Annotated in this window: 16 protein-coding genes; 14 read left to right on the top strand and 2 right to left on the bottom strand. The window is 64.5% G+C overall.

Annotated features, from left to right (window positions below; genetic code table 11):
- Nucleotides 1-9 precede the first annotated feature (9 nt).
- The 11 genes from ACOZJV_RS03205 (at nucleotide 10) to ACOZJV_RS03155 (ending at nucleotide 12,934) form a co-directional block, all read left to right on the top strand.
- Nucleotides 10-1,584, top strand: a complete 1,575-nt coding sequence (locus ACOZJV_RS03205; RefSeq protein WP_421546810.1) for an ABC transporter substrate-binding protein — start codon at nucleotides 10-12, stop codon at nucleotides 1,582-1,584.
- Nucleotides 1,577-2,653, top strand: a complete 1,077-nt coding sequence (locus ACOZJV_RS03200; protein ID WP_421546809.1) for an ABC transporter permease — start codon at nucleotides 1,577-1,579, stop codon at nucleotides 2,651-2,653. Before ACOZJV_RS03205 ends, ACOZJV_RS03200 begins: the two co-directional genes overlap by 8 nt.
- A gap of 10 nt (nucleotides 2,654-2,663) precedes the next feature.
- Entirely contained in the window at nucleotides 2,664-3,509 is an 846-nt protein-coding gene (locus tag ACOZJV_RS03195; protein ID WP_201130957.1) for an ABC transporter permease, read from the top strand.
- Nucleotides 3,506-5,308 carry a dipeptide ABC transporter ATP-binding protein gene (locus ACOZJV_RS03190; protein ID WP_201208191.1) on the top strand — a complete coding sequence of 601 codons (1,803 nt, stop codon included), beginning with the start codon at nucleotides 3,506-3,508 and terminating at the stop codon, nucleotides 5,306-5,308. The genes ACOZJV_RS03195 and ACOZJV_RS03190 overlap by 4 nt, the downstream gene beginning before the upstream one ends.
- Nucleotides 5,309-5,461: 153 nt before the next feature.
- On the top strand, nucleotides 5,462-7,126 hold the full coding sequence (locus ACOZJV_RS03185) for an AMP-binding protein (RefSeq protein WP_421546808.1): 1,665 nt from the start codon (nucleotides 5,462-5,464) through the stop codon (nucleotides 7,124-7,126).
- A gap of 16 nt (nucleotides 7,127-7,142) precedes the next feature.
- Nucleotides 7,143-7,904 carry an SDR family NAD(P)-dependent oxidoreductase gene (locus ACOZJV_RS03180; protein ID WP_201130958.1) on the top strand — a complete coding sequence of 254 codons (762 nt, stop codon included), beginning with the start codon at nucleotides 7,143-7,145 and terminating at the stop codon, nucleotides 7,902-7,904.
- A gap of 15 nt (nucleotides 7,905-7,919) precedes the next feature.
- The gene (locus ACOZJV_RS03175) at nucleotides 7,920-9,113 is read left to right on the top strand and encodes an acetyl-CoA C-acyltransferase (RefSeq protein WP_201130959.1); all 1,194 of its coding nucleotides are present in this window, start codon (nucleotides 7,920-7,922) and stop codon (nucleotides 9,111-9,113) included.
- Between the two features lie 9 nt (nucleotides 9,114-9,122).
- Nucleotides 9,123-10,250, top strand: a complete 1,128-nt coding sequence (locus tag ACOZJV_RS03170; protein WP_078473385.1) for an acyl-CoA dehydrogenase — start codon at nucleotides 9,123-9,125, stop codon at nucleotides 10,248-10,250.
- 14 nt (nucleotides 10,251-10,264) lie between these two features.
- Nucleotides 10,265-11,038, top strand: coding sequence for an enoyl-CoA hydratase (locus ACOZJV_RS03165; protein ID WP_078473384.1), 774 nt, complete (start codon nucleotides 10,265-10,267; stop codon nucleotides 11,036-11,038).
- A 111-nt stretch (nucleotides 11,039-11,149) separates the two neighbouring features.
- The gene (locus ACOZJV_RS03160; protein ID WP_421546807.1) at nucleotides 11,150-11,926 is read left to right on the top strand and encodes a helix-turn-helix domain-containing protein; all 777 of its coding nucleotides are present in this window, start codon (nucleotides 11,150-11,152) and stop codon (nucleotides 11,924-11,926) included.
- A gap of 102 nt (nucleotides 11,927-12,028) precedes the next feature.
- Nucleotides 12,029-12,934: a DMT family transporter gene (locus ACOZJV_RS03155; protein ID WP_421546806.1), complete on the top strand. Its 906-nt coding sequence runs from the start codon at nucleotides 12,029-12,031 to the stop codon at nucleotides 12,932-12,934.
- A 177-nt stretch (nucleotides 12,935-13,111) separates the two neighbouring features.
- Here the strand turns inward: ACOZJV_RS03155 and ACOZJV_RS03150 are convergent, their stop codons facing one another.
- On the bottom strand, nucleotides 13,112-14,263 hold the full coding sequence (locus tag ACOZJV_RS03150) for an acyl-CoA dehydrogenase family protein (RefSeq protein WP_421546805.1): 1,152 nt from the start codon (nucleotides 14,261-14,263) through the stop codon (nucleotides 13,112-13,114).
- Between the two features lie 3 nt (nucleotides 14,264-14,266).
- On the bottom strand, nucleotides 14,267-15,373 hold the full coding sequence (locus ACOZJV_RS03145; protein ID WP_421546804.1) for an enoyl-CoA hydratase/isomerase family protein: 1,107 nt from the start codon (nucleotides 15,371-15,373) through the stop codon (nucleotides 14,267-14,269).
- Between the two features lie 504 nt (nucleotides 15,374-15,877).
- On the opposite strand from ACOZJV_RS03145, the gene ACOZJV_RS03140 reads away from it, so the two are divergent.
- From ACOZJV_RS03140 to ACOZJV_RS03130, 3 genes are all read left to right on the top strand, one after another.
- Nucleotides 15,878-16,657 carry a transporter substrate-binding domain-containing protein gene (locus ACOZJV_RS03140; protein ID WP_078473381.1) on the top strand — a complete coding sequence of 260 codons (780 nt, stop codon included), beginning with the start codon at nucleotides 15,878-15,880 and terminating at the stop codon, nucleotides 16,655-16,657.
- A gap of 70 nt (nucleotides 16,658-16,727) precedes the next feature.
- Nucleotides 16,728-17,453 (top strand): ABC transporter permease, encoded by a 726-nt coding sequence (locus ACOZJV_RS03135; protein ID WP_078473380.1) that lies wholly within the window; start codon nucleotides 16,728-16,730, stop codon nucleotides 17,451-17,453.
- Entirely contained in the window at nucleotides 17,450-18,160 is a 711-nt protein-coding gene (locus ACOZJV_RS03130; RefSeq protein ID WP_078473379.1) for an ABC transporter permease, read from the top strand. The genes ACOZJV_RS03135 and ACOZJV_RS03130 overlap by 4 nt, the downstream gene beginning before the upstream one ends.
- The last annotated feature ends 49 nt before the right edge of the window (nucleotides 18,161-18,209 follow it).

Below are 18,209 nucleotides of genomic sequence, written 5' to 3'. Positions count from 1 at the left end.
GAGAGGGCCATGAGTGAGGCATTTTCGCGGCGGATCTTTCTCGGCAACAGCCTGGCCGTCGGTGGCGGACTGTTGCTGGGCAGCAGTCTGATCAGCGGTTGTGACGGCGGCGCAGCACCCGCCGATGGCGCGGCGCTGCTCAGCAGCACGCCGGTCCAGGGTGGGCGCTTGCGCATCGGCATTATCGATGGCGACCAGTCCGGCAACCTCGACGCGCACAAGCCGGTGGGCGGCGGAATCATTCGCGGCTGGGCGCTGTACAGCAAGTTCTGGGAATGGAACCGCGACGTCAGCACGCGCCTGGCCCTGGCCGAGTTCGCCGAACCCAATGCCGATGCCAGCGCCTGGACCATTCGCATCAAGCCTGGGCTGGAGTTCCACCACGGCAAGAGCATTGGCGCCGATGACATGCTGTTTTCGATTCTGCGCCTGACCGACCCGAAACTTGCCTCACCCTTTGCCGGGCTGGTGGGGGCCATCGACCGCACGGCCCTGCGCAAGCTGGATGCGCGCACGATCGAGATCCGCTTCAAGCAGGGCCAGAGCTTCTTCCCCCTGGATGAAACCCTGATCAGCTTCGGCGGCATCGTGCCCACCGACTATGACCCGGTGACCAACCCTGTGGGCGCCGGGCCGTACAAGCTCAAGAGTTTTATCCCGGGCCAGCGCTCGCTCTACAGCCGCTTCGAGAACTACTACAAACCCGGCCAGCCCTATGCCGATGAACTGGAGATCATCGAATTCAAGGACCAGGTGTCCCGCGCCGCCGCCCTGCGCGCCGGGCAGATCGACGTGGCCAGCGGGGTCCAGGCCGAGCACAGCGCGCTGCTCAAGGCCGATACCCGGCTCAAGCTCTACGTGTCACCCAGTACTTCATTCACCGGCTTCAACCTGAACCTGGCCAAGGCGCCGTTCCAGGATGAGCGGGTACGCCAGGCATTCCGCCTGCTGGCCGACCGACAGGAACTGGTGGACCGCGGCCTCAACGGCTTCGGGCGGATCGCCAACGACCTGTATTCGCCCCACGACCCGACCTACAACCATGCCATCGCCCAGCGCCCCCATGACCTGGACCAGGCGCGCTCCTTGCTGCGCCAGGCCGGGCAGGACGGGTTGCGGGTCGAGCTGACCACCACCCCGGGGCCAGGGGTCAATGCCGCGCTGGTGTTCGCCCAGCAGGCGAAAAAGGCCGGGGTCGAGATCAAGGTGACCCAGGTCGACGGCTCGGTGTTCAACGGCCCGCAGCGGGAAAACTGGCAGTTGTCGCCCGGCGCTACGCCGGCCCGGGGCTTTCTCGCTTCGGCGCTGCACAACGATGCCCCCCAGGCTATCTACAACCGCAGCAACTTCCACGACCCGCGCTTTACCGCGCTCTACCAGCATGCCCTGGCCCAGCCCGACCTTGCGCTGCGCAAGCAGCTGGTGCATGAGGCGCAAGGTATCCAGCACCAGCGCGGCGGCCTGCTGATCTGGGGCTTCAATGATGTGCTGGATGCGGCCTCGACCCGAGTCGGCGGCTTGCAGCCGGAACAGACCACCTTCGCCTCCTGGCGTTTCGACGAGTTGTGGTTGAACCATGCCTGAGCCGACTGTTGCCAACGCTTCCTGCAAGACCCCACGCACCCCGGCCTGGCTGGCCTGGTTTATCGGGCGCCTGGGCTATGGCCTGCTTACCGCCTGGGTCATCAGCCTGGTGGTGTTTATCGCCACCCAGGCGCTGCCCTCGGACCCGGCGCGGGTGATCCTCGGCCCCGATGCGCCCCTGGAAAGCATCCTTACCCTGCAACGCCAACTGGGCCTGGACCGGCCCATCCTCGAGCAGTACCTGCGCTGGCTGGGCTCGGCCCTGAGTGGCGAGCTGGGGGTGTCCCTGGACTCCAATGCGCCGGTGGCCGACATCCTGTTCGGGCGTTTCGGCTACACCCTGGCCCTGCTCGCCGGGGTCATCGCCCTGGTGGTGCCGCTGGCGTTGCTGTTGGGGGTGTCCCTGGCCTTGCGCCGGGACAGCCGGGTCGATCGCTGGAGCCTGTCGCTGCTGATCTTTCTCAAGGCCACCCCGGGCTTTCTCCTGGCCATCGGCCTGGTGCTGCTGTTTTCCATGCCGCACATGGACCTGCTGCCGGCGGTGTCGATCCTCGACCCGGACAAATCCCTGCTGCGCCAATTGCAGTTCCTGGTGTTACCGGTGCTGGCCCTCGGCCTGTCCGCGCTGCCGTACCTGACGCGCATGGTGCGCGCCTCGATGATCGAAGCCCTGGAGTCGGACTACGTGGTTGCCGCACGGCTGCGGGGCATTCCCGAGCGGCGCATCGTCTGGCGCCATACCTTGCCCAATGCCCTGATCCCGGCCATCCAGGGTGTGGCCCTGACCCTGCGCACGCTGATCGGCGGCGCGTTGCTGGCCGAGGTGATCTTCAGCTACCCGGGGATCGGCACCTCCCTCAACTCGGCGATCCAGATGCGCGACCTGCCGATGATCCAGGCCATCGTGCTGCTGATCACCCTCGGTGTGGTGCTGATCAACCTGCTGGCCGACCTGTTGACCGTATTGCTGACCCCGAAACTGCGCACTGCGCGCCGGGTGACCATGATTCGCCGCAACCGCCGGGGCATTCAGCCCTGGTGGCGGCGTTCGCCCTCCAAAGCGCCTTGAGAGGTGACGCATGACTGACGTATCAAGGGCCCGCTGGCAGCGCTGGCTGGCCGAACCGCAAACCCGCAAGGGCGCGCTGATCACCCTGTTGCTGGTGGCCCTGGCCTTGTTCGGCCCCTGGCTGGCGCCCCATGCGCCGACTGACATGCTTGGCCAGGTGTACGGCGCGCCGTCGGTCGCGGCGCCTCTGGGCTATGACTTTCTGGGGCATGACGTGCTGTCGCGGCTGCTCAGCGGTGGCCTGTCGGTGTTGTGGATGTCGCTGGCCGCGGCGGCCATCGCCTTGCTGGTGGGCAGCGCCCTGGGCCTGCTGGCCGGCTTTTCACGGCGACGCCTGGACCAGTTGATCACCTGGCTGGCGGATGTGTCCCTGGCGTTTCCGGACCTGATCCTGGTGCTGTTGATTGTCTCGATGCTGGGCCGCGCGCCCTGGCTGATTGTGCTCACCGTGGCCATCGCCTTCACCCCCGGGGTGATCCGCCTGGCCCGGGGCAGTGCGGTGGCGGTGGCCGGCCAGGAGTTTGTCGAGGCGGCGCAGATGATGGGGTATTCGCGGCGGCGGATTCTGCTGCGCGAGATTCTGCCCAACATCCTCACGCCGCTGCTGGTGCATTTCGGCAACATGCTGACCTGGGGCGTGGGCATGCTCTCGGGCTTGAGCTTCCTCGGCTACGGCGTGGCTCCGCCCACCGCCGACTGGGGTTTGATGATCAATGAAAACCAGGCCGGGCTGCTGGTCCAGCCCTGGGCAGTGCTGGCCCCGGCGGTGCTGATCGGGATCTTCGCCTATGGCACCAATATCCTCGCCGAAGGCATCGGTCGCAGCAGCTCACGGATCGGAGACAAACAACCATGAACGCCATCGCCGGGATCGAGACGCCGCGCAGCCCTGTCAGCACCCGAGTGTTGCAAGTCACTCAATTACGGGTCGAACTGCGGGACCAGGTGGATGTGCTGTCGGGGGTGTCCTTCAGCCTCGACGCCGGGGAGATTGTCGGGCTGGTAGGGGAGTCGGGGTCGGGCAAGACCACCCTGGCGACCGCCTTGCTGGCCCATGCCCGGCGCGGCGCACGGATTGTCAGCGGGCGGGTTGAAGTGGCGGGGCAGGCGCTGCTGGAACTGCAGGGCGAGGCCCTGCGCCAGGCCCGGGGCAGCCTGATCGGCTACGTCGCCCAGGACCCGGCCACTGCGCTCAATCCGGCGCTGCGCATCGGCGGCCTGCTGCGCGAAACCCTGGCCGTGCATCAGGTGCGCCTGGACCGCGCGGCCCAGCAACAGCGGATCGTCGAGACCCTGCGCGATGTCGGCTTGCCGGATGACCCGGAGTTTCTGCGGCGTTTTCCCCATCAACTGTCCGGCGGCCAGCAGCAGCGGGTGATGCTGGCCCTGGCGTTTGTCCTGCGGCCACGGCTGATTGTGCTGGACGAACCGACCACGGCCCTGGACGTCACCACCCAGGCCCATATCCTCGCCACCCTGCGTCGGCTGTGCAAAAGCCTGGGGGTGGCGGCGGTGTACGTGTCCCACGACCTGGCGGTGATCAAGGACCTGGTGGACCGGGTGATGGTGATGTACGCCGGCCGCCTGGTGGAAATTGCCAGCCGCGAGGCGCTGTTTACCCGGCCCGCGCACCCTTACACCCGGGGGTTGCTGGCGGCGATCCCGGATGTTGCCCAGCGCCGCGAGCTGCTGGCGATTCCCGGGCACGCCCCGGCGCCTGGGCAGCGACCTGCCGGTTGCGCCTTCGCTCCCCGCTGCTCGCGGCGGCGTGCCGAGTGCAGCGAAGCCGAGCCGCCCCTGCGCGAGCTGGTGGCGCAGCAGCAGGTGGCCTGTGTCGAACCCTATGTGCAGGGCCTGCAACTGACACCCCAGCTGCCGCTGCTAGCGATTGAAGACAGTGCGCCGCGCCCGGCGCTGCTGGAAATCAACGGCCTGAACCTGGCCTACGACCGCCAGGTGCTGTTCGACGTCTCGCTGCGCCTGCTGCCCGGGGAATGCCTGGCGCTGGTGGGGGAGTCCGGTTCGGGCAAGACCAGCCTGGCGCGGGCGGTGGCCGGGCTTGGGGAAAACGCCGAGGGCGAGCTGCGGTACGCGGGGCAGCCGCTGAAACTGGCGGCGCGCCAGCGGGCTGCCGGGTTGCGGCACCAGATCCAATACATCTTCCAGAACCCATACCGCGCGCTGAACCCGCGGCAAAGCGTGTACCAGACCCTGAGCGCGCCCTTGCAGCACTTCTTCGGCATCAAGGGCGCAGCGGCCCGGGAGCGGGTCGAGGCGGTGCTCAAGCGTGTGTCGTTGCCGGCTTCGGTGGCCGACCTGTATCCCCACAGCCTGTCCGGTGGCGAGCGGCAACGGGTGGCCATCGCCCGAGCCCTGATCTGCGAGCCGAAATTACTGATCTGCGATGAAATCACCTCGGCCCTGGACGTCTCGGTGCAGGCCTCGATCCTGGCCCTGTTGCGCCAATTGCAGGCCCAGGGCCTGACCCTGCTGTTTGTCACCCACGACCTGGGGGTGGTGCGGGCGATCGCCGACCGGGTGCTGGTGCTCAAACTCGGGCGGGTGGTGGAGCAGGGGCGGGTGGACGAGGTGCTCGACCGGCCCCAGGCGGCCTACACCCAGACCCTGCTGGAGAATTCGCCGACTCTGGCCTGAGCCGTGCCCCGGGCGCCGCCAGGGTCGGCGCCTTGGCCAAACCAGTCACACAACTTGATGGCTTTGACCATTGCCGCAGCAGGCCTGCAGCGCCAGTATTTCCTCGCTTTTATGGTGTTCCCATCCTAATAAGAACAGCGAGGGATTCTGGCGATGCGCGATTACTTGTCTGCCACAACACAGTTCAACTACCAGCACACCGTCGACGCTGCCCTGGCGGGCAACCTGTCGGCACTCAATGCCTGTATCGAATGTTGTGACCGGCATGCCTTGCCGGGCCGCATCGCCCTGTTCTGGGAAGGCCGCGACGGCAGCAGCGCGACCTACACCTTCAGCGAACTGCAAGACAAGGCCGCGCGTTTCGCCAACTTTCTCGTGGCCCAGGGGGTGGGCAAGGGCGACAAGGTCGCCGGCCTGTTGCCACGCAACGTCGAGTTGCTGATTACCGTGCTCGCCACCTGGCGTATCGGCGCGGTCTATCAACCGCTGTTTACCGCCTTTGGCCCCAAGGCCATCGAGCATCGCCTGAGCAGCTCCGGCGCCGCCCTGGTGGTGACCGATGCGGTCAATCGGCCCAAGCTTGGGGAAGTGGCGGGCTGCCCGACCATCGCCACCGTTGGCGGGGCCAAGGGCCAGGGCATCGTGCGCGGCGATTTCAGTTTCTGGGCCGAACTGGCCAATTACCCGGCCCGGCATGAGCCCGTCATGATGACCGGCGAGGACCCATTCCTGCTGATGTTCACCTCGGGCACCACCGGTCCGTCGAAAGCCCTGGAAGTGCCGCTCAAGGCCATCGTCGCGTTCCAGAACTACACCCGTGACGCGGTGGACCTGCGCCCCGAGGACGCTTTTTGGAACGTCGCCGACCCGGGCTGGGCCTATGGCATCTATTTCGGCGTCACCGGGCCCCTGGGCCTGGGCCACCCGATCACCTTCTACGATGGCCCGTTCACCCTCGAAAGCACTTGCCGGGTGATCAACAAGTACGGCATCAGCAACCTCACCGGTTCACCCACGGCTTACCGCCTGCTGATTGCTGGCGGCGACGACTTTGCCCGTTCGATCAAGGGCCAGCTGCGCATTGTCAGCAGCGCCGGCGAGCCGCTGAACCCGGAAGTGATCCGCTGGTTTGCGGACAACCTGGGGGTGGTGATCCACGACCATTACGGCCAGACCGAGCTGGGCATGGTGTTGTGCAACCACCACGGCCTGGACCACCCGGTGCATATCGGCGCTGCCGGCTTCGCTTCGCCGGGGCACCGGATCGTGGTGCTGGACGACGATTACCAGGAGCTGGGCGTCGGCCAGCCGGGGATTCTCGCCGTCGACCGCACGCAGTCGCCGATGTGCTGGTTCGCCGGCTACCAGGGCGCGCCGACCAAGGCTTTTGTCGGCAATTATTACTTGAGCGGCGACACCGTCGAGCTCAACCCGGACGGCAGCATCAGCTTTGTCGGGCGCAGTGATGACGTGATCACCACTTCCGGTTATCGGGTCGGCCCGTTCGACGTCGAAAGCGCGCTGATCGAGCACCCGGCGGTGGTCGAAGCCGCGGTGGTGGGCAAGCCGGACCCGGAGCGTACCGAACTGGTCAAGGCCTTTGTCGTGCTCAGCAATCAGTACCGTGCCGCGCCGGAGCTGGCCGAAGAACTGCGCCAGCATGTGCGCAAGCGCCTCGCCGCGCACTCGTACCCCCGTGAAATCGAATTTGTCAGCGAGTTGCCGAAAACCCCAAGCGGCAAATTGCAGCGCTTTATCTTGCGCAACCAGGAGATCGCCAAGGCTCAAGAGGCCGCGGCGCACAACGCTCAAGCTTGAACCCAAGGAAATAATGATGCAGATCGAAAACAAGGTTTTTCTCGTCAGTGGCGGTGCTTCCGGCCTTGGCGCCGCCAGCGCCGAGATGCTGGTGGCCGCGGGTGCCAAGGTGATGCTGGTGGACCTCAATGCCGAGGCCGTGGCGGCCCAGGCGCAGAAGCTTGGCTGCCACAGCGTGGTGGCCGACATCAGCCAGGAAGCTGCTGCCGAAGCGGCGGTGCAGGCGACCGTCAAAGCCTTTGGCGCGCTGCACGGCCTGATCAACTGCGCCGGCATCGTGCGCGGCGAGAAGATCCTCGGCAAACACGGGCCCCACGCCCTGGCCAGCTTCAGCCAAGTGATCAACGTCAACCTGATCGGCAGCTTCAATCTGCTGCGCCTGGCCGCTGCCGCCATCGCAGAAAGCGAAGCCAATGCCGATGGCGAGCGCGGGGTGATCATCAACACCGCCTCGGCCGCCGCCTTCGACGGCCAGATCGGCCAGGCGGCCTACGCGGCGTCCAAGGGCGCGATCGCCAGCCTGACCCTGCCTGCCGCCCGCGAGCTGGCACGCTTTGGCATCCGGGTGATGACCATCGCCCCGGGTATTTTTGAAACCCCGATGATGGCCGGCATGAGCGATGAAGTGCGCGCCGGCCTGGCGGCGGGCGTGCCATTCCCGCCACGCCTGGGCAAACCCGCGGAATACGCGGCGCTGGCCCGGCATATCATTGAAAACAGCATGCTCAACGGCGAGGTGATCCGTCTCGACGGTGCCTTGCGCATGGCCGCCAAATAAGCAGGAGATTGCCCCATGAACACCTCCCAGGATCCCATTGTTATCGTCAGCGCCGTCCGCACCCCCATGGGCGGCTTTCAAGGTGAACTCAAGGGCCTGACAGCGCCGCAACTGGGCGCCGCGGCCATCCGCGCTGCCGTGGAACGCGCCGGCGTGGCCAGTGACGCGGTCGACGAAGTGCTGTTCGGCTGCGTGCTGCCGGCCGGCCTCGGCCAGGCTCCGGCGCGCCAGGCTGCCCTGGGCGCGGGGCTGGATAAAGCCACGCGCTGCACCACCCTGAACAAAATGTGCGGTTCGGGCATGGAGGCCGCGATCCTGGCCCACGACATGCTCGTGGCCGGCAGCGCCGAGGTGGTGGTGGCCGGGGGCATGGAAAGTATGTCCAACGCGCCGTACCTGCTGGACCGCGCCCGCAGCGGCTACCGCATGGGCCACGGCCGGGTCATCGACCATATGTTCCTCGATGGCCTGGAAGACGCCTACGACAAGGGCCGGCTGATGGGCACCTTTGCCGAGGACTGTGCCCAGGAGCACGGCTTCAGCCGTGAAGCCCAGGACGCCTTCGCCATTGCCTCCACCACCCGCGCGCAACAGGCGATCCAGGATGGCAGCTTCAAGGCCGAGATCGTGCCGCTGAACGTCACCGTCGGCAAAGAGCAGGTGCTGATCAGCAACGACGAACAGCCGCCCAAGGCCAAGCTGGACAAGATCGCCTCGCTGAAACCGGCGTTCCGCGACGGGGGCACGGTTACCGCCGCCAACTCCAGTTCTATCTCCGACGGCGCGGCGGCCCTGCTGCTGATGCGTCGCTCCCAGGCGCAGAAACTCGGGCTCAAGCCGTTGGCGGTGATTCACGGCCACGCGGCATTTGCCGACACCCCGGGGCTGTTCCCGGTAGCCCCGGTGGGTGCGATCAAGAAACTGATGCAGAAAACCGGCTGGTCCCTGGATCAGGTCGACCTGTTTGAAATCAACGAAGCCTTTGCCGTGGTCAGCCTGGTCACCATGAGCAAGCTGGAAATCCCCCACGACAAGGTCAACGTGCACGGCGGCGCCTGCGCCCTGGGCCACCCGATCGGTGCCTCGGGTGCGCGGATCCTGGTGACCCTGCTGTCGGCCCTGCGCCAGAAAAACCTGAAGCACGGGGTGGCGGCCATCTGCATCGGCGGCGGTGAGGCCACGGCCATGGCCGTTGAATGCCTGTATTGAGGAAGTGCCATGTTGCCCAATGACGAACAACTGCAGATCAGCGAAGCGGCCCGGCAATTTGCCCAGGAACGGCTGAAACCGTTCGCCGCCGAGTGGGATCGCGAACACCGTTTCCCCAAGGAGGCCATCGGCGAGATGGCCGAGCTGGGCTTTTTCGGCATGCTGGTGCCCGAGCAGTGGGGCGGTTGCGACACCGGCTACCTGGCCTATGCCATGGCCCTGGAAGAAATCGCTGCCGGCGACGGTGCCTGCTCGACCATCATGAGCGTGCACAACTCGGTGGGTTGCGTGCCGATCCTCAAGTTTGGCAACGATGAGCAGAAGGAGCGTTTTCTCAAGCCCCTGGCCAGCGGGGCCATGCTCGGCGCCTTCGCCCTTACCGAACCCCAGGCCGGCTCCGATGCCAGCAGCCTGAAAACCCGGGCCCGGCTGGAGGGCGATCACTACGTGCTCAACGGCTGCAAGCAGTTCATCACGTCCGGGCAGAACGCCGGGGTGGTGATTGTGTTCGCGGTCACCGATCCGACGGCGGGCAAGCGCGGGATCAGTGCCTTTATCGTGCCCACCAACTCGCCGGGCTATAAGGTGGCGCGGGTCGAGGACAAACTCGGCCAGCATGCCTCCGACACCTGCCAGATTCTGTTTGAAGACGTGCAGGTGCCAGTGGCCAACCGCCTGGGCGAGGAGGGCGAGGGTTATCGCATCGCCCTGGCCAACCTCGAAGGCGGGCGCGTGGGCATTGCCTCGCAATCGGTGGGCATGGCCCGCGCCGCCTTCGAGGCGGCCCGGGATTACGCCCGGGAACGGGACAGCTTCGGCAACCCGATCATCGAGCACCAGGCGGTGGCTTTCCGCCTGGCGGACATGGCCACCCAGATCGCCGTCGCGCGGCAGATGGTGCATTACGCCGCCGCCCTGCGCGACAGCGGCAAGCCGGCCCTGGTCGAGGCTTCGATGGCCAAGCTGTTCGCGTCTGAAATGGCCGAGAAAGTCTGCTCCTCGGCATTGCAAACCCTGGGCGGTTACGGTTACCTGAGCGACTTTCCGCTGGAGCGCATCTACCGCGACGTGCGGGTTTGCCAGATCTACGAAGGCACCAGTGATATTCAGCGCATGGTCATTTCGCGCAATCTTTGAGAAGGAGCTGCTTCATGAGTTACGAAACGATTCTGCTGGACGTCCAGGGCCGCGTCGGCCTGATCACTCTCAACCGTCCGCAGGCGCTGAACGCGCTCAACGCGCAGATCGTCAGCGAACTGAACCAGGCCCTGGACAGCCTGGAGGCCAACCCGGAAATCGGCTGCATCGTGCTCACCGGCTCGAAAAAAGCCTTTGCCGCCGGCGCCGACATCAAGGAAATGGCCGAGCTGAGCTACCCGCAGATCTACCTCGACGACCTGTTCAGCGACAGCGACCGCGTGGCCAACCGGCGCAAGCCGATCATCGCCGCGGTCAACGGTTTCGCCCTGGGCGGTGGCTGTGAACTGGCGCTGATGTGCGACTTCATCCTGGCCGGCGACAACGCCAAGTTCGGCCAGCCGGAAATCAACCTCGGCGTGCTGCCGGGCATGGGCGGCACCCAGCGCCTGACCCGCGCCGTGGGCAAGGCCAAGGCCATGGAAATGTGCCTGACCGGACGCTTTATCGACGCCGTGGAAGCCGAACGTTGCGGCATCGTCGCGCGCATCGTGCCTGCTGATGAACTGCTGGATGAAGCCCTGAAAGTCGCCACCCTGATCGCCGGCAAGTCAGTGCCGATCAGCATGATGATCAAGGAAAGCGTCAACCGCGCCTTTGAAGTCAGCCTCTCCGAAGGAGTACGCTTCGAGCGCCGGGTATTCCACGCGGCGTTCGCCACCCAGGACCAGAAGGAAGGCATGGCGGCGTTTATTGCCAAGCGCACGCCTGAGTTCAAGGACCAGTAACCTCGCGTCACCGCTCAAGCCGGGGACAGGCCAGCCCCGGACTTGAGCGTTTGTGGCTAGGCGGTGGGCAGTGCTGAAGACCTTCAGGTACCGATACGAGGAGAGTCATTGATGAGCGCTACCGCCCCCCAATCGTTCTCTTTGACCGTGCGCTCCTATTCCGGTCAGGTGGAGCTTCACGAACACGACTTTCATCAAATCGTCCTGCCCCAGTCAGGTTCGATGGACATTGAGGTCGATGGACGAGGTGGCAAAGTCGATGGGAGCCAGGGGGTGGTAATCGCCGCGGGCGCCCGCCATACCTTCCTGGCCAACCGCTGCAATAGCTTCCTGGTACTGGACGTGCTGACCCAGGGGGCTCAAGGGCCGAAAAGCGCTGCGCCATTACTTGAGCCACTAAGCGACAAACGCTTTTTTGCAGTCAGGCCCGATATCCGGCATCTGCTGGATTACGCGAGCAGCAACGGGGCAGGGTTAATCAGTTCGCCTGCGATGGTCGAGCCATGGAGCCGATTGCTGCTGTGCTCCTTGTTGCAGCCCGATGTTGCTCCGAACCATCCCGGGCAATTCATCCTCGCCAGGGCGCAGGCCTATATTGAGCGGCATCTGAGCACCCCCATGACGGTGCGTGATATCGCCCGAAATGCAGGCACCAGCGAACGGCGCCTCTATGTCCTGTTCGGCCAGCACCTGAAAACAACCCCGTTTGCCCATATCGCGACGCTGCGCCTGAACCTGGCCATCGACCTGCTGCGCCAGACCTCGTTATCGATCATTGAGATTGCCCATCGTGCGGGTTATGCCGACCAGAGTGCGCTGACCCACGCCCTGAAAAAAGCCCGCAACCTGACCCCCGCCTCGGTGCGTAAACAACCGCGCGAGCACTAAAAAACGGCAGCCCCGAACAAATTTTCGGCAGCCTCTATCAATACGAAGCCCTGCAACCTTTCTATTGTCCCCAGATGAGGATCATCCGCAGACGGGGCTTGCATGAACACTTCCAATCCATCCATCACCATCGTCAAGGGTGCCGCAGGCGCCACGTTGATTGGGGTGATTGCGGTGTTTCTATGGGCGTGCCTGGCGCTGCTGACCACCTTGACCGCAGGTATCCCGCCGTTTCAGTTGCTGGCATCGAGCTTCGCTGTCGCCTTCCTGGCCAGCCTGTGTACGCTCGGCCTGCGCGGCACGGGCGGGTTCAGCAGTTGGCGCCAGCCCTGGTATGTGTGGGCAACCGGGTTCGCCGGGATTTTCGTCTATCACGCCTTGTATTTCTTTGCCCTGAAGGTCGCGCCCGCTGCAGAAGCGAGCCTTATCGCCTACCTGTGGCCGCTTCTGATCGTGCTGCTGTCGAGCTTTTCAAGTGGCGAGTCCCTGAGTAAGCGCCAACTGCTGGGCGCCTTGCTCGGTCTTGGGGGAACAGCCTTCATCATGCAACAGCGCGCCCACAGTGAAAGCGTGGCGGTGCCGGTCATCGGCTATGCCGCTGCCTTTGCCTGCGCCTGGGTCTGGTCGATTTATTCGGTCGTCAACCGACGTTTCAGCGATGTCCCGAGCAACATCATCGGTGGTATCTGCGGCTTGGTAGCGGTGGCCGGGTTGCTCTGCCACCTGGCTTTCGAAATCACGGTCAAGCCTGAAGCGGCCCAATGGGCGGCGATTATCGCCCTGGGGCTGGGCCCGGTGGGCCTGGCTTTTTTTGCCTGGGATCACGCCACCAAGCACGGCAACCTGGCAATGCTGGGGGCCCTGTCTTACCTGGCGCCATTGTTCTCCACGCTGCTGCTGATTGCCGTGGGACAAAGCGACGCCAAACCGATCCTGATAATCCCCGCGGTGTTGATCATCACGGGGGCTGTCATTGCCACTTCACGCTCACGCAAGACCTCAGCGTGATATCGACCCGTCAAGCAGACAGGTAACCGCCGTCGCGCCAGTGACGCTGACCGTGTCAGGCCGTGGCACCTGGCCCGTGGACGCTTGACTGAAGGCGCTTTGAGCGCTGGATGGAGGCCCAGTCGCCATGAAAAATCGCAGCCATGGCTGCGATTTTTTTGCTTCAAGGAGTACTGATTACAACTGGTAGTGCTTCAACTCCCGGGCAATCAGCATGCGTTGAATCTCGCTCGAGCCTTCGTAGATCTGGGTAATCCGTGCATCGCGGTAGTAGCGCTCCACCGGATAGTCCTCCAGGTACCCGTAGCCGCCATGGATCTGCATCGCCGAGGAGCAGACTTTCTCGGCGATTTCCGAGGCGAACAGTTTGGCCTGGGATGCTTCCGACAGGCACGGTTTGCCGGCGCTGCGCAGACGCGCGGCGTGCAGGATCAGCAGGCGCGCCGCGTTGAGGCGGGTCTGCATGTCGGCCAGCATATTGGCGATGCTCTGATGCTCGATGATCGGCTTGTCGAACTGCACCCGGTCGCGGGAGTAGGCCAGGGCGGCTTCAAAGGCGGCGCGGGCGATGCCCAGGGCCTGGGCGGCAATGCCGATGCGGCCGCCTTCAAGGTTGGACAGGGCAATGGCCAGGCCCTTGCCCCGTTCGCCCAGCAGGTTGGCTTCGGGGATGGTGCAGTTGTTGAGGGTTACCGCGCAGGTGTCGGAGGCGCGAATGCCCATTTTGTGTTCGGTGCGATCGACGATAAACCCTGGAGTTTCGGTGGGCACCAGGAACGCCGACAGGCCTTTCTTGCCCAGTTCGGGGTCGGTCACCGCAAAGACGATGGCCAGCTTGGCGCGCTTGCCATTGCTGACGAACTGCTTGGCGCCGTTGATCACCCACTGGCCGTCGCGCAGTTCGGCGCGGGTGCGCAGGTTGTGCGCTTCGGAGCCGGCCTGGGGTTCGGTCAGGCAAAAGCAGCCAATGCTCTGGCCGCTGGCCAGTTGCGCGAGCCAGGTCTGTTTTTGCGCTTCGCTGCCGTAATTGAGGATCGGCCCGCAGCCCACCGAATTGTGGATGCTCATCAGTGCACCGGTGGCGCCGTCGCCAGCGGAGATTTCTTCGACCGCCAGGGCATAGGCCACGTAGTCGACGTAAGTGCCACCCCATTCCTCGGGCACCACCATGCCCAACAGGCCCAGTTCGCCCATCTTCGCCACCAGGGCGTCGTCGATCCAGCCGGCTTTTTCCCAGGCCTGGGCGTGGGGGGCGATTTCACCGCGGGCAAAATCCCGGGCCATGTCGCGGATCATCACTTGTTCTTCGGTCAGTTCAATGTCGTGCATGGCTCAGCTCCCGCTGGTGTCGAAGCCGCTGAAGAAACTCGCCACGTGCCCGGCGTCGAGCGCCTGCAGGGTCGGTGGGCTCCAGCGCGGCGTCTTGTCTTTGTCGATCAGCAAGGCGCGCACGCCTTCGATCAGGTCGCCGCGCTCGAACCACTGACGGTCCAGGTGCAGCTCCAGGGCGAAGCAATGTTCCAGGCCCAGGTGGCGTCCGCGGCGCAGCATCTCCAAGGTCACGGCCATGGCCAGGGGCGAGCGGCTCTCCAGCAGGCCGGCGGTGGCGTGGGCCCATTCGCGGCTGTCGCCGAGGCTGACCTCGCGCAGTTGCTCGACGATGCTCGGCACGTCGGGCAGGGCGAAGTAATGGTCGATGGCCGGGCGCAGGGCGGCCAGCGGCGCATCCGGCAGTTGTTGCACACCGAGCTTGGCCAGCACCCCTTGCAGGTCCTTGAGCGGCATATCGCTCCATTGCAGGTGGTCGAGGCGCTGGTCAAGCAGGCCCAGCCGGTCGCTGTCCAGGTGCCAGTCGGCAAGCCCGCAGTACAGGGCATCGGCGGCGCGAATCTGCACGCCGCTCACGCCCAGGTACAGGCCCAGTTCCCCGGGAATGCGCGACAGGAAGTAACTGCCACCGACGTCGGGGAAGTAACCGATGGCCACTTCCGGCATCGCCAGACGGCTGCGTTCGGTGACCACCCGCAGATCGGAGCCTTGCACCAGGCCCATGCCGCCGCCCAGGACAAAGCCGTCCATCAGCGCCAGCACTGGCTTGCGGTAGTGGTGGATCGTCAGGTCCAGGGCGTATTCCTCGACGAAGAAGTCCTGGTGCAGGGTCTGGCCATTCTTGAAGCTGTCGTACAGCGAGCGGATATCGCCGCCGGCACAAAAGGCTTTTTCCCCTGCGCCGCGCAAGACCACCGCGTGCACTTGCGGGTCCTGGGCCCAGGCATCGAGTTGCTGCTGCAAGGTGCGCACCATCTGCAGGGTGATGGCGTTGAGACCGGCGGGGCGGTTGAGGGTCAGGTGGCCGATGTGGTTGCGGACCTCGACCAGCACTTCATTGCACGTGCTGTCGATGTCCCGTGTCGCCTGGGATGAAACCTGAGCAGTCATCACTAACTCCCTGCTTTTATTGTTCTTTATAGGACGCTCGCGCGCGAGCGATGGCGGATCGTAACAGTGCAAATTTGCCAAGTACAACCGGGATAACTGCAGGTTGCCTGTGCATTTTTACCTTATGGGTAAGCCCGCAACCCGCGACCGGGCTTGCGCTTCGCAGGGTACAAAAAGCGACGCATTATTGATTTACAAGCCCAATCCTAAGCCATGACGACAGAATCGGCTGTCAGACGGCTGTGTTCAGCATGGTTCGGCTGTCTGGGCGGGGCCTTACGACACCTGGCCGACCCCGGCTATTGGCATTCTGGCGGTCCGTTACAGCGCACCCAGGTGGTGACTGAGGACGGGCGACACGTTCGACGACCGGTGACTGCCGGTCGAAAACAACAATAAGACACCCCTGCGATGGACCTCGCAATAACTCTCTGCCCCTGTCGAAAAGTGTGGTTCGGTGCCTGCGCCGGCCGCGATAAATCCAAATACTCCGGGACTCTGAAGATGAACAATAAATGGCTGGCTTTGCCTGCACTGGCGTTGGCGTTGTGCGCGACCGGTGCCAGCGCCAAGGAATGGAAAGAACTGCGATTCGGCGTCAACCCCAGCTATCCGCCGTTTGAATCGACCACCGCCGATGGCGGCGTGCAGGGCTTCGGCGTCGACCTGGGCAATGCCATCTGCGCCGAGCTCAAGCTCAAGTGCGTGTGGGTCAGCAATGACTTCGACGGCCTGATCCCGGCCCTCAAGGCTGGCAAATTCGACGCCATCGAGTCGTCGATGACGGTCACCGATGCACGGCGCAAACAGATCGACTTCACCGACCGCCTGTATGCCGGGCCGACCGCCATCGTCACCCGCAAGGATTCGGGCCTGCTGCCGACCGGCGAGTCGCTCAAGGGCAAGACCCTGGGCTACATGCAGGGCACCATCCAGGAAACCTACGCCAAGGCCAAGCTCGGTCCGGCCGGGGTCAAGTTGCGTGCCTATCAGAATCAGGACCAGGTTTACGCCGATCTGGTGTACGGCCGTCTGGACGCCTCGATTCAGGACAAGCTGCAAGCGCAGATGAGCTTCCTGACATCGCCCCAGGGCGCTGACTTCCAGAACAGCGAGGGCATCAGCGACCCGTTGGTGCCGTCGGAAATCGCCATTGGCCTGCGCAAGGACCAGGACGAACTCAAGGGCATGCTCAACGCTGCGATCAAGGCCCTGCACGAGAAGGGCATCTACGCCCAGATCCAGCAGAAGCACTTCGGTGATCTGGACCTCTACAACAACTGATCCGCGAACCCTGCCCGGCGCCGTGCGATGCGGCGCCGCGTAGGGCTGTGGCGCATCAAAGGTGACTGGCGTGAATACCTTCCTCAATCTTTTCGGTCTCGATCTCGGGGCCCTGCAGGGCTATGGCCCGCTGTTGCTGCACGGCACCTGGGTTACCCTGAAACTGTCGGCACTGGCGCTGCTGGTGAGCATGCTCCTGGGCCTGCTGGGCGCGGCGGCCAAGCTTTCTCCGCTGCGCCTGCTGAACGTGCCGGCGACCCTCTACACCACGCTGATTCGCGGCGTGCCGGACCTGGTGCTGATGCTGCTGATCTTCTACAGCCTGCAGGGCTGGCTCAGCAGCCTCACCGAGTTCATGGGCTGGCCGTTCATGGAGATCGATCCGTTCGTGGCCGGCATCATCACCCTGGGCTTTATCTACGGTGCGTACTTCACCGAGACCTTTCGCGGGGCGATTCTCAGCGTACCCCGGGGCCAGCAGGAAGCCGCCGCGGCTTTTGGTCTCAATCGCTGGCAACGCTTCCGGCACGTGGTCTTCCCGCAAATGATGCGCTTTGCCTTGCCGAGCCTGGGCAACAACTGGCTGGTGCTGCTCAAGGCCACCGCCCTGGTGTCGATCATCGGTCTGTCGGACCTGGTCAAAGTGGCTCAGGAAGCCGGCAAGAGCACCTTCAATATGCTGGATTTCCTGTTGCTGGCCGGCGCCCTGTACTTGCTGATCACCAGTGCTTCCAACTACCTGCTGCGGGTGCTTGAGCGGCGTTACAACCAGGGTGTACGAGGGATGTCGCGATGATCGAACTGATTCAGGAATACTGGAAAGCCTTTCTGTTCAGTGATGGCGAAGGCCTGACCGGGCTGGCCATGACCCTGTGGCTGCTGGTGGCGAGCATCGCCATGGGCTTTGTCCTGTCGCTGCCGCTGGCGATCATGCGTACTTCGCGCTGGGCGCTGCTGCGCTGGCCGGTGCAGCTGTTCACTTATGTGTTTCGCGGGACGCCGTTGTATATCCAGCTGCTGATCTGCTACAGCGGCATCTACGGCATCGCCGCCGTGCGGGCCCAGCCGCTGCTCGAAGGGTTTTTTCGCGATGCGATGAACTGCACCCTGCTCGCATTCACCCTCAACACCTGCGCCTACACCGTGGAGATTTTCGCCGGGGCGATCCGCAGCATTCCCTACGGTGAGATCGAGGCCGCCCATGCCTATGGCCTGAGCGGCTGGCGCCTGTACCTGCGGCTGATCCTGCCTTCGGCGCTGCGCCGGGCCCTGCCGTTCTACAGCAACGAAGTGATCCTGATGCTGCACGCGACCTCCGTGGCGTTCACCGCGACCATCCCCGACATCCTGAAAATCGCCCGTGACGCCAATGCCGCGACCTTTATGACCTTCCAGGCATTCGGCATTGCCGGCTTGCTCTACCTGGCCCTGTCATTCGGCCTTGTGGGGGCCTTTCGCCTGGCCGAGCGCCGCTGGCTGAACTTTCTCGGGCCCGCGCACTGACCCTGTACGGTGCGTGTCGACCTGCCCTTATTTTTGTGTGAAGTGCCAG

The sequence above is a fragment of the Pseudomonas sp. QD4 genome, assembly GCF_049199125.1.
In the GTDB taxonomy this organism is placed as follows: Bacteria; Pseudomonadota; Gammaproteobacteria; order Pseudomonadales; family Pseudomonadaceae; genus Aquipseudomonas.
The sequence above is the reverse complement of the archived record's forward strand: the minus strand, read 5'-3'. Positions and strand labels throughout refer to the sequence as shown.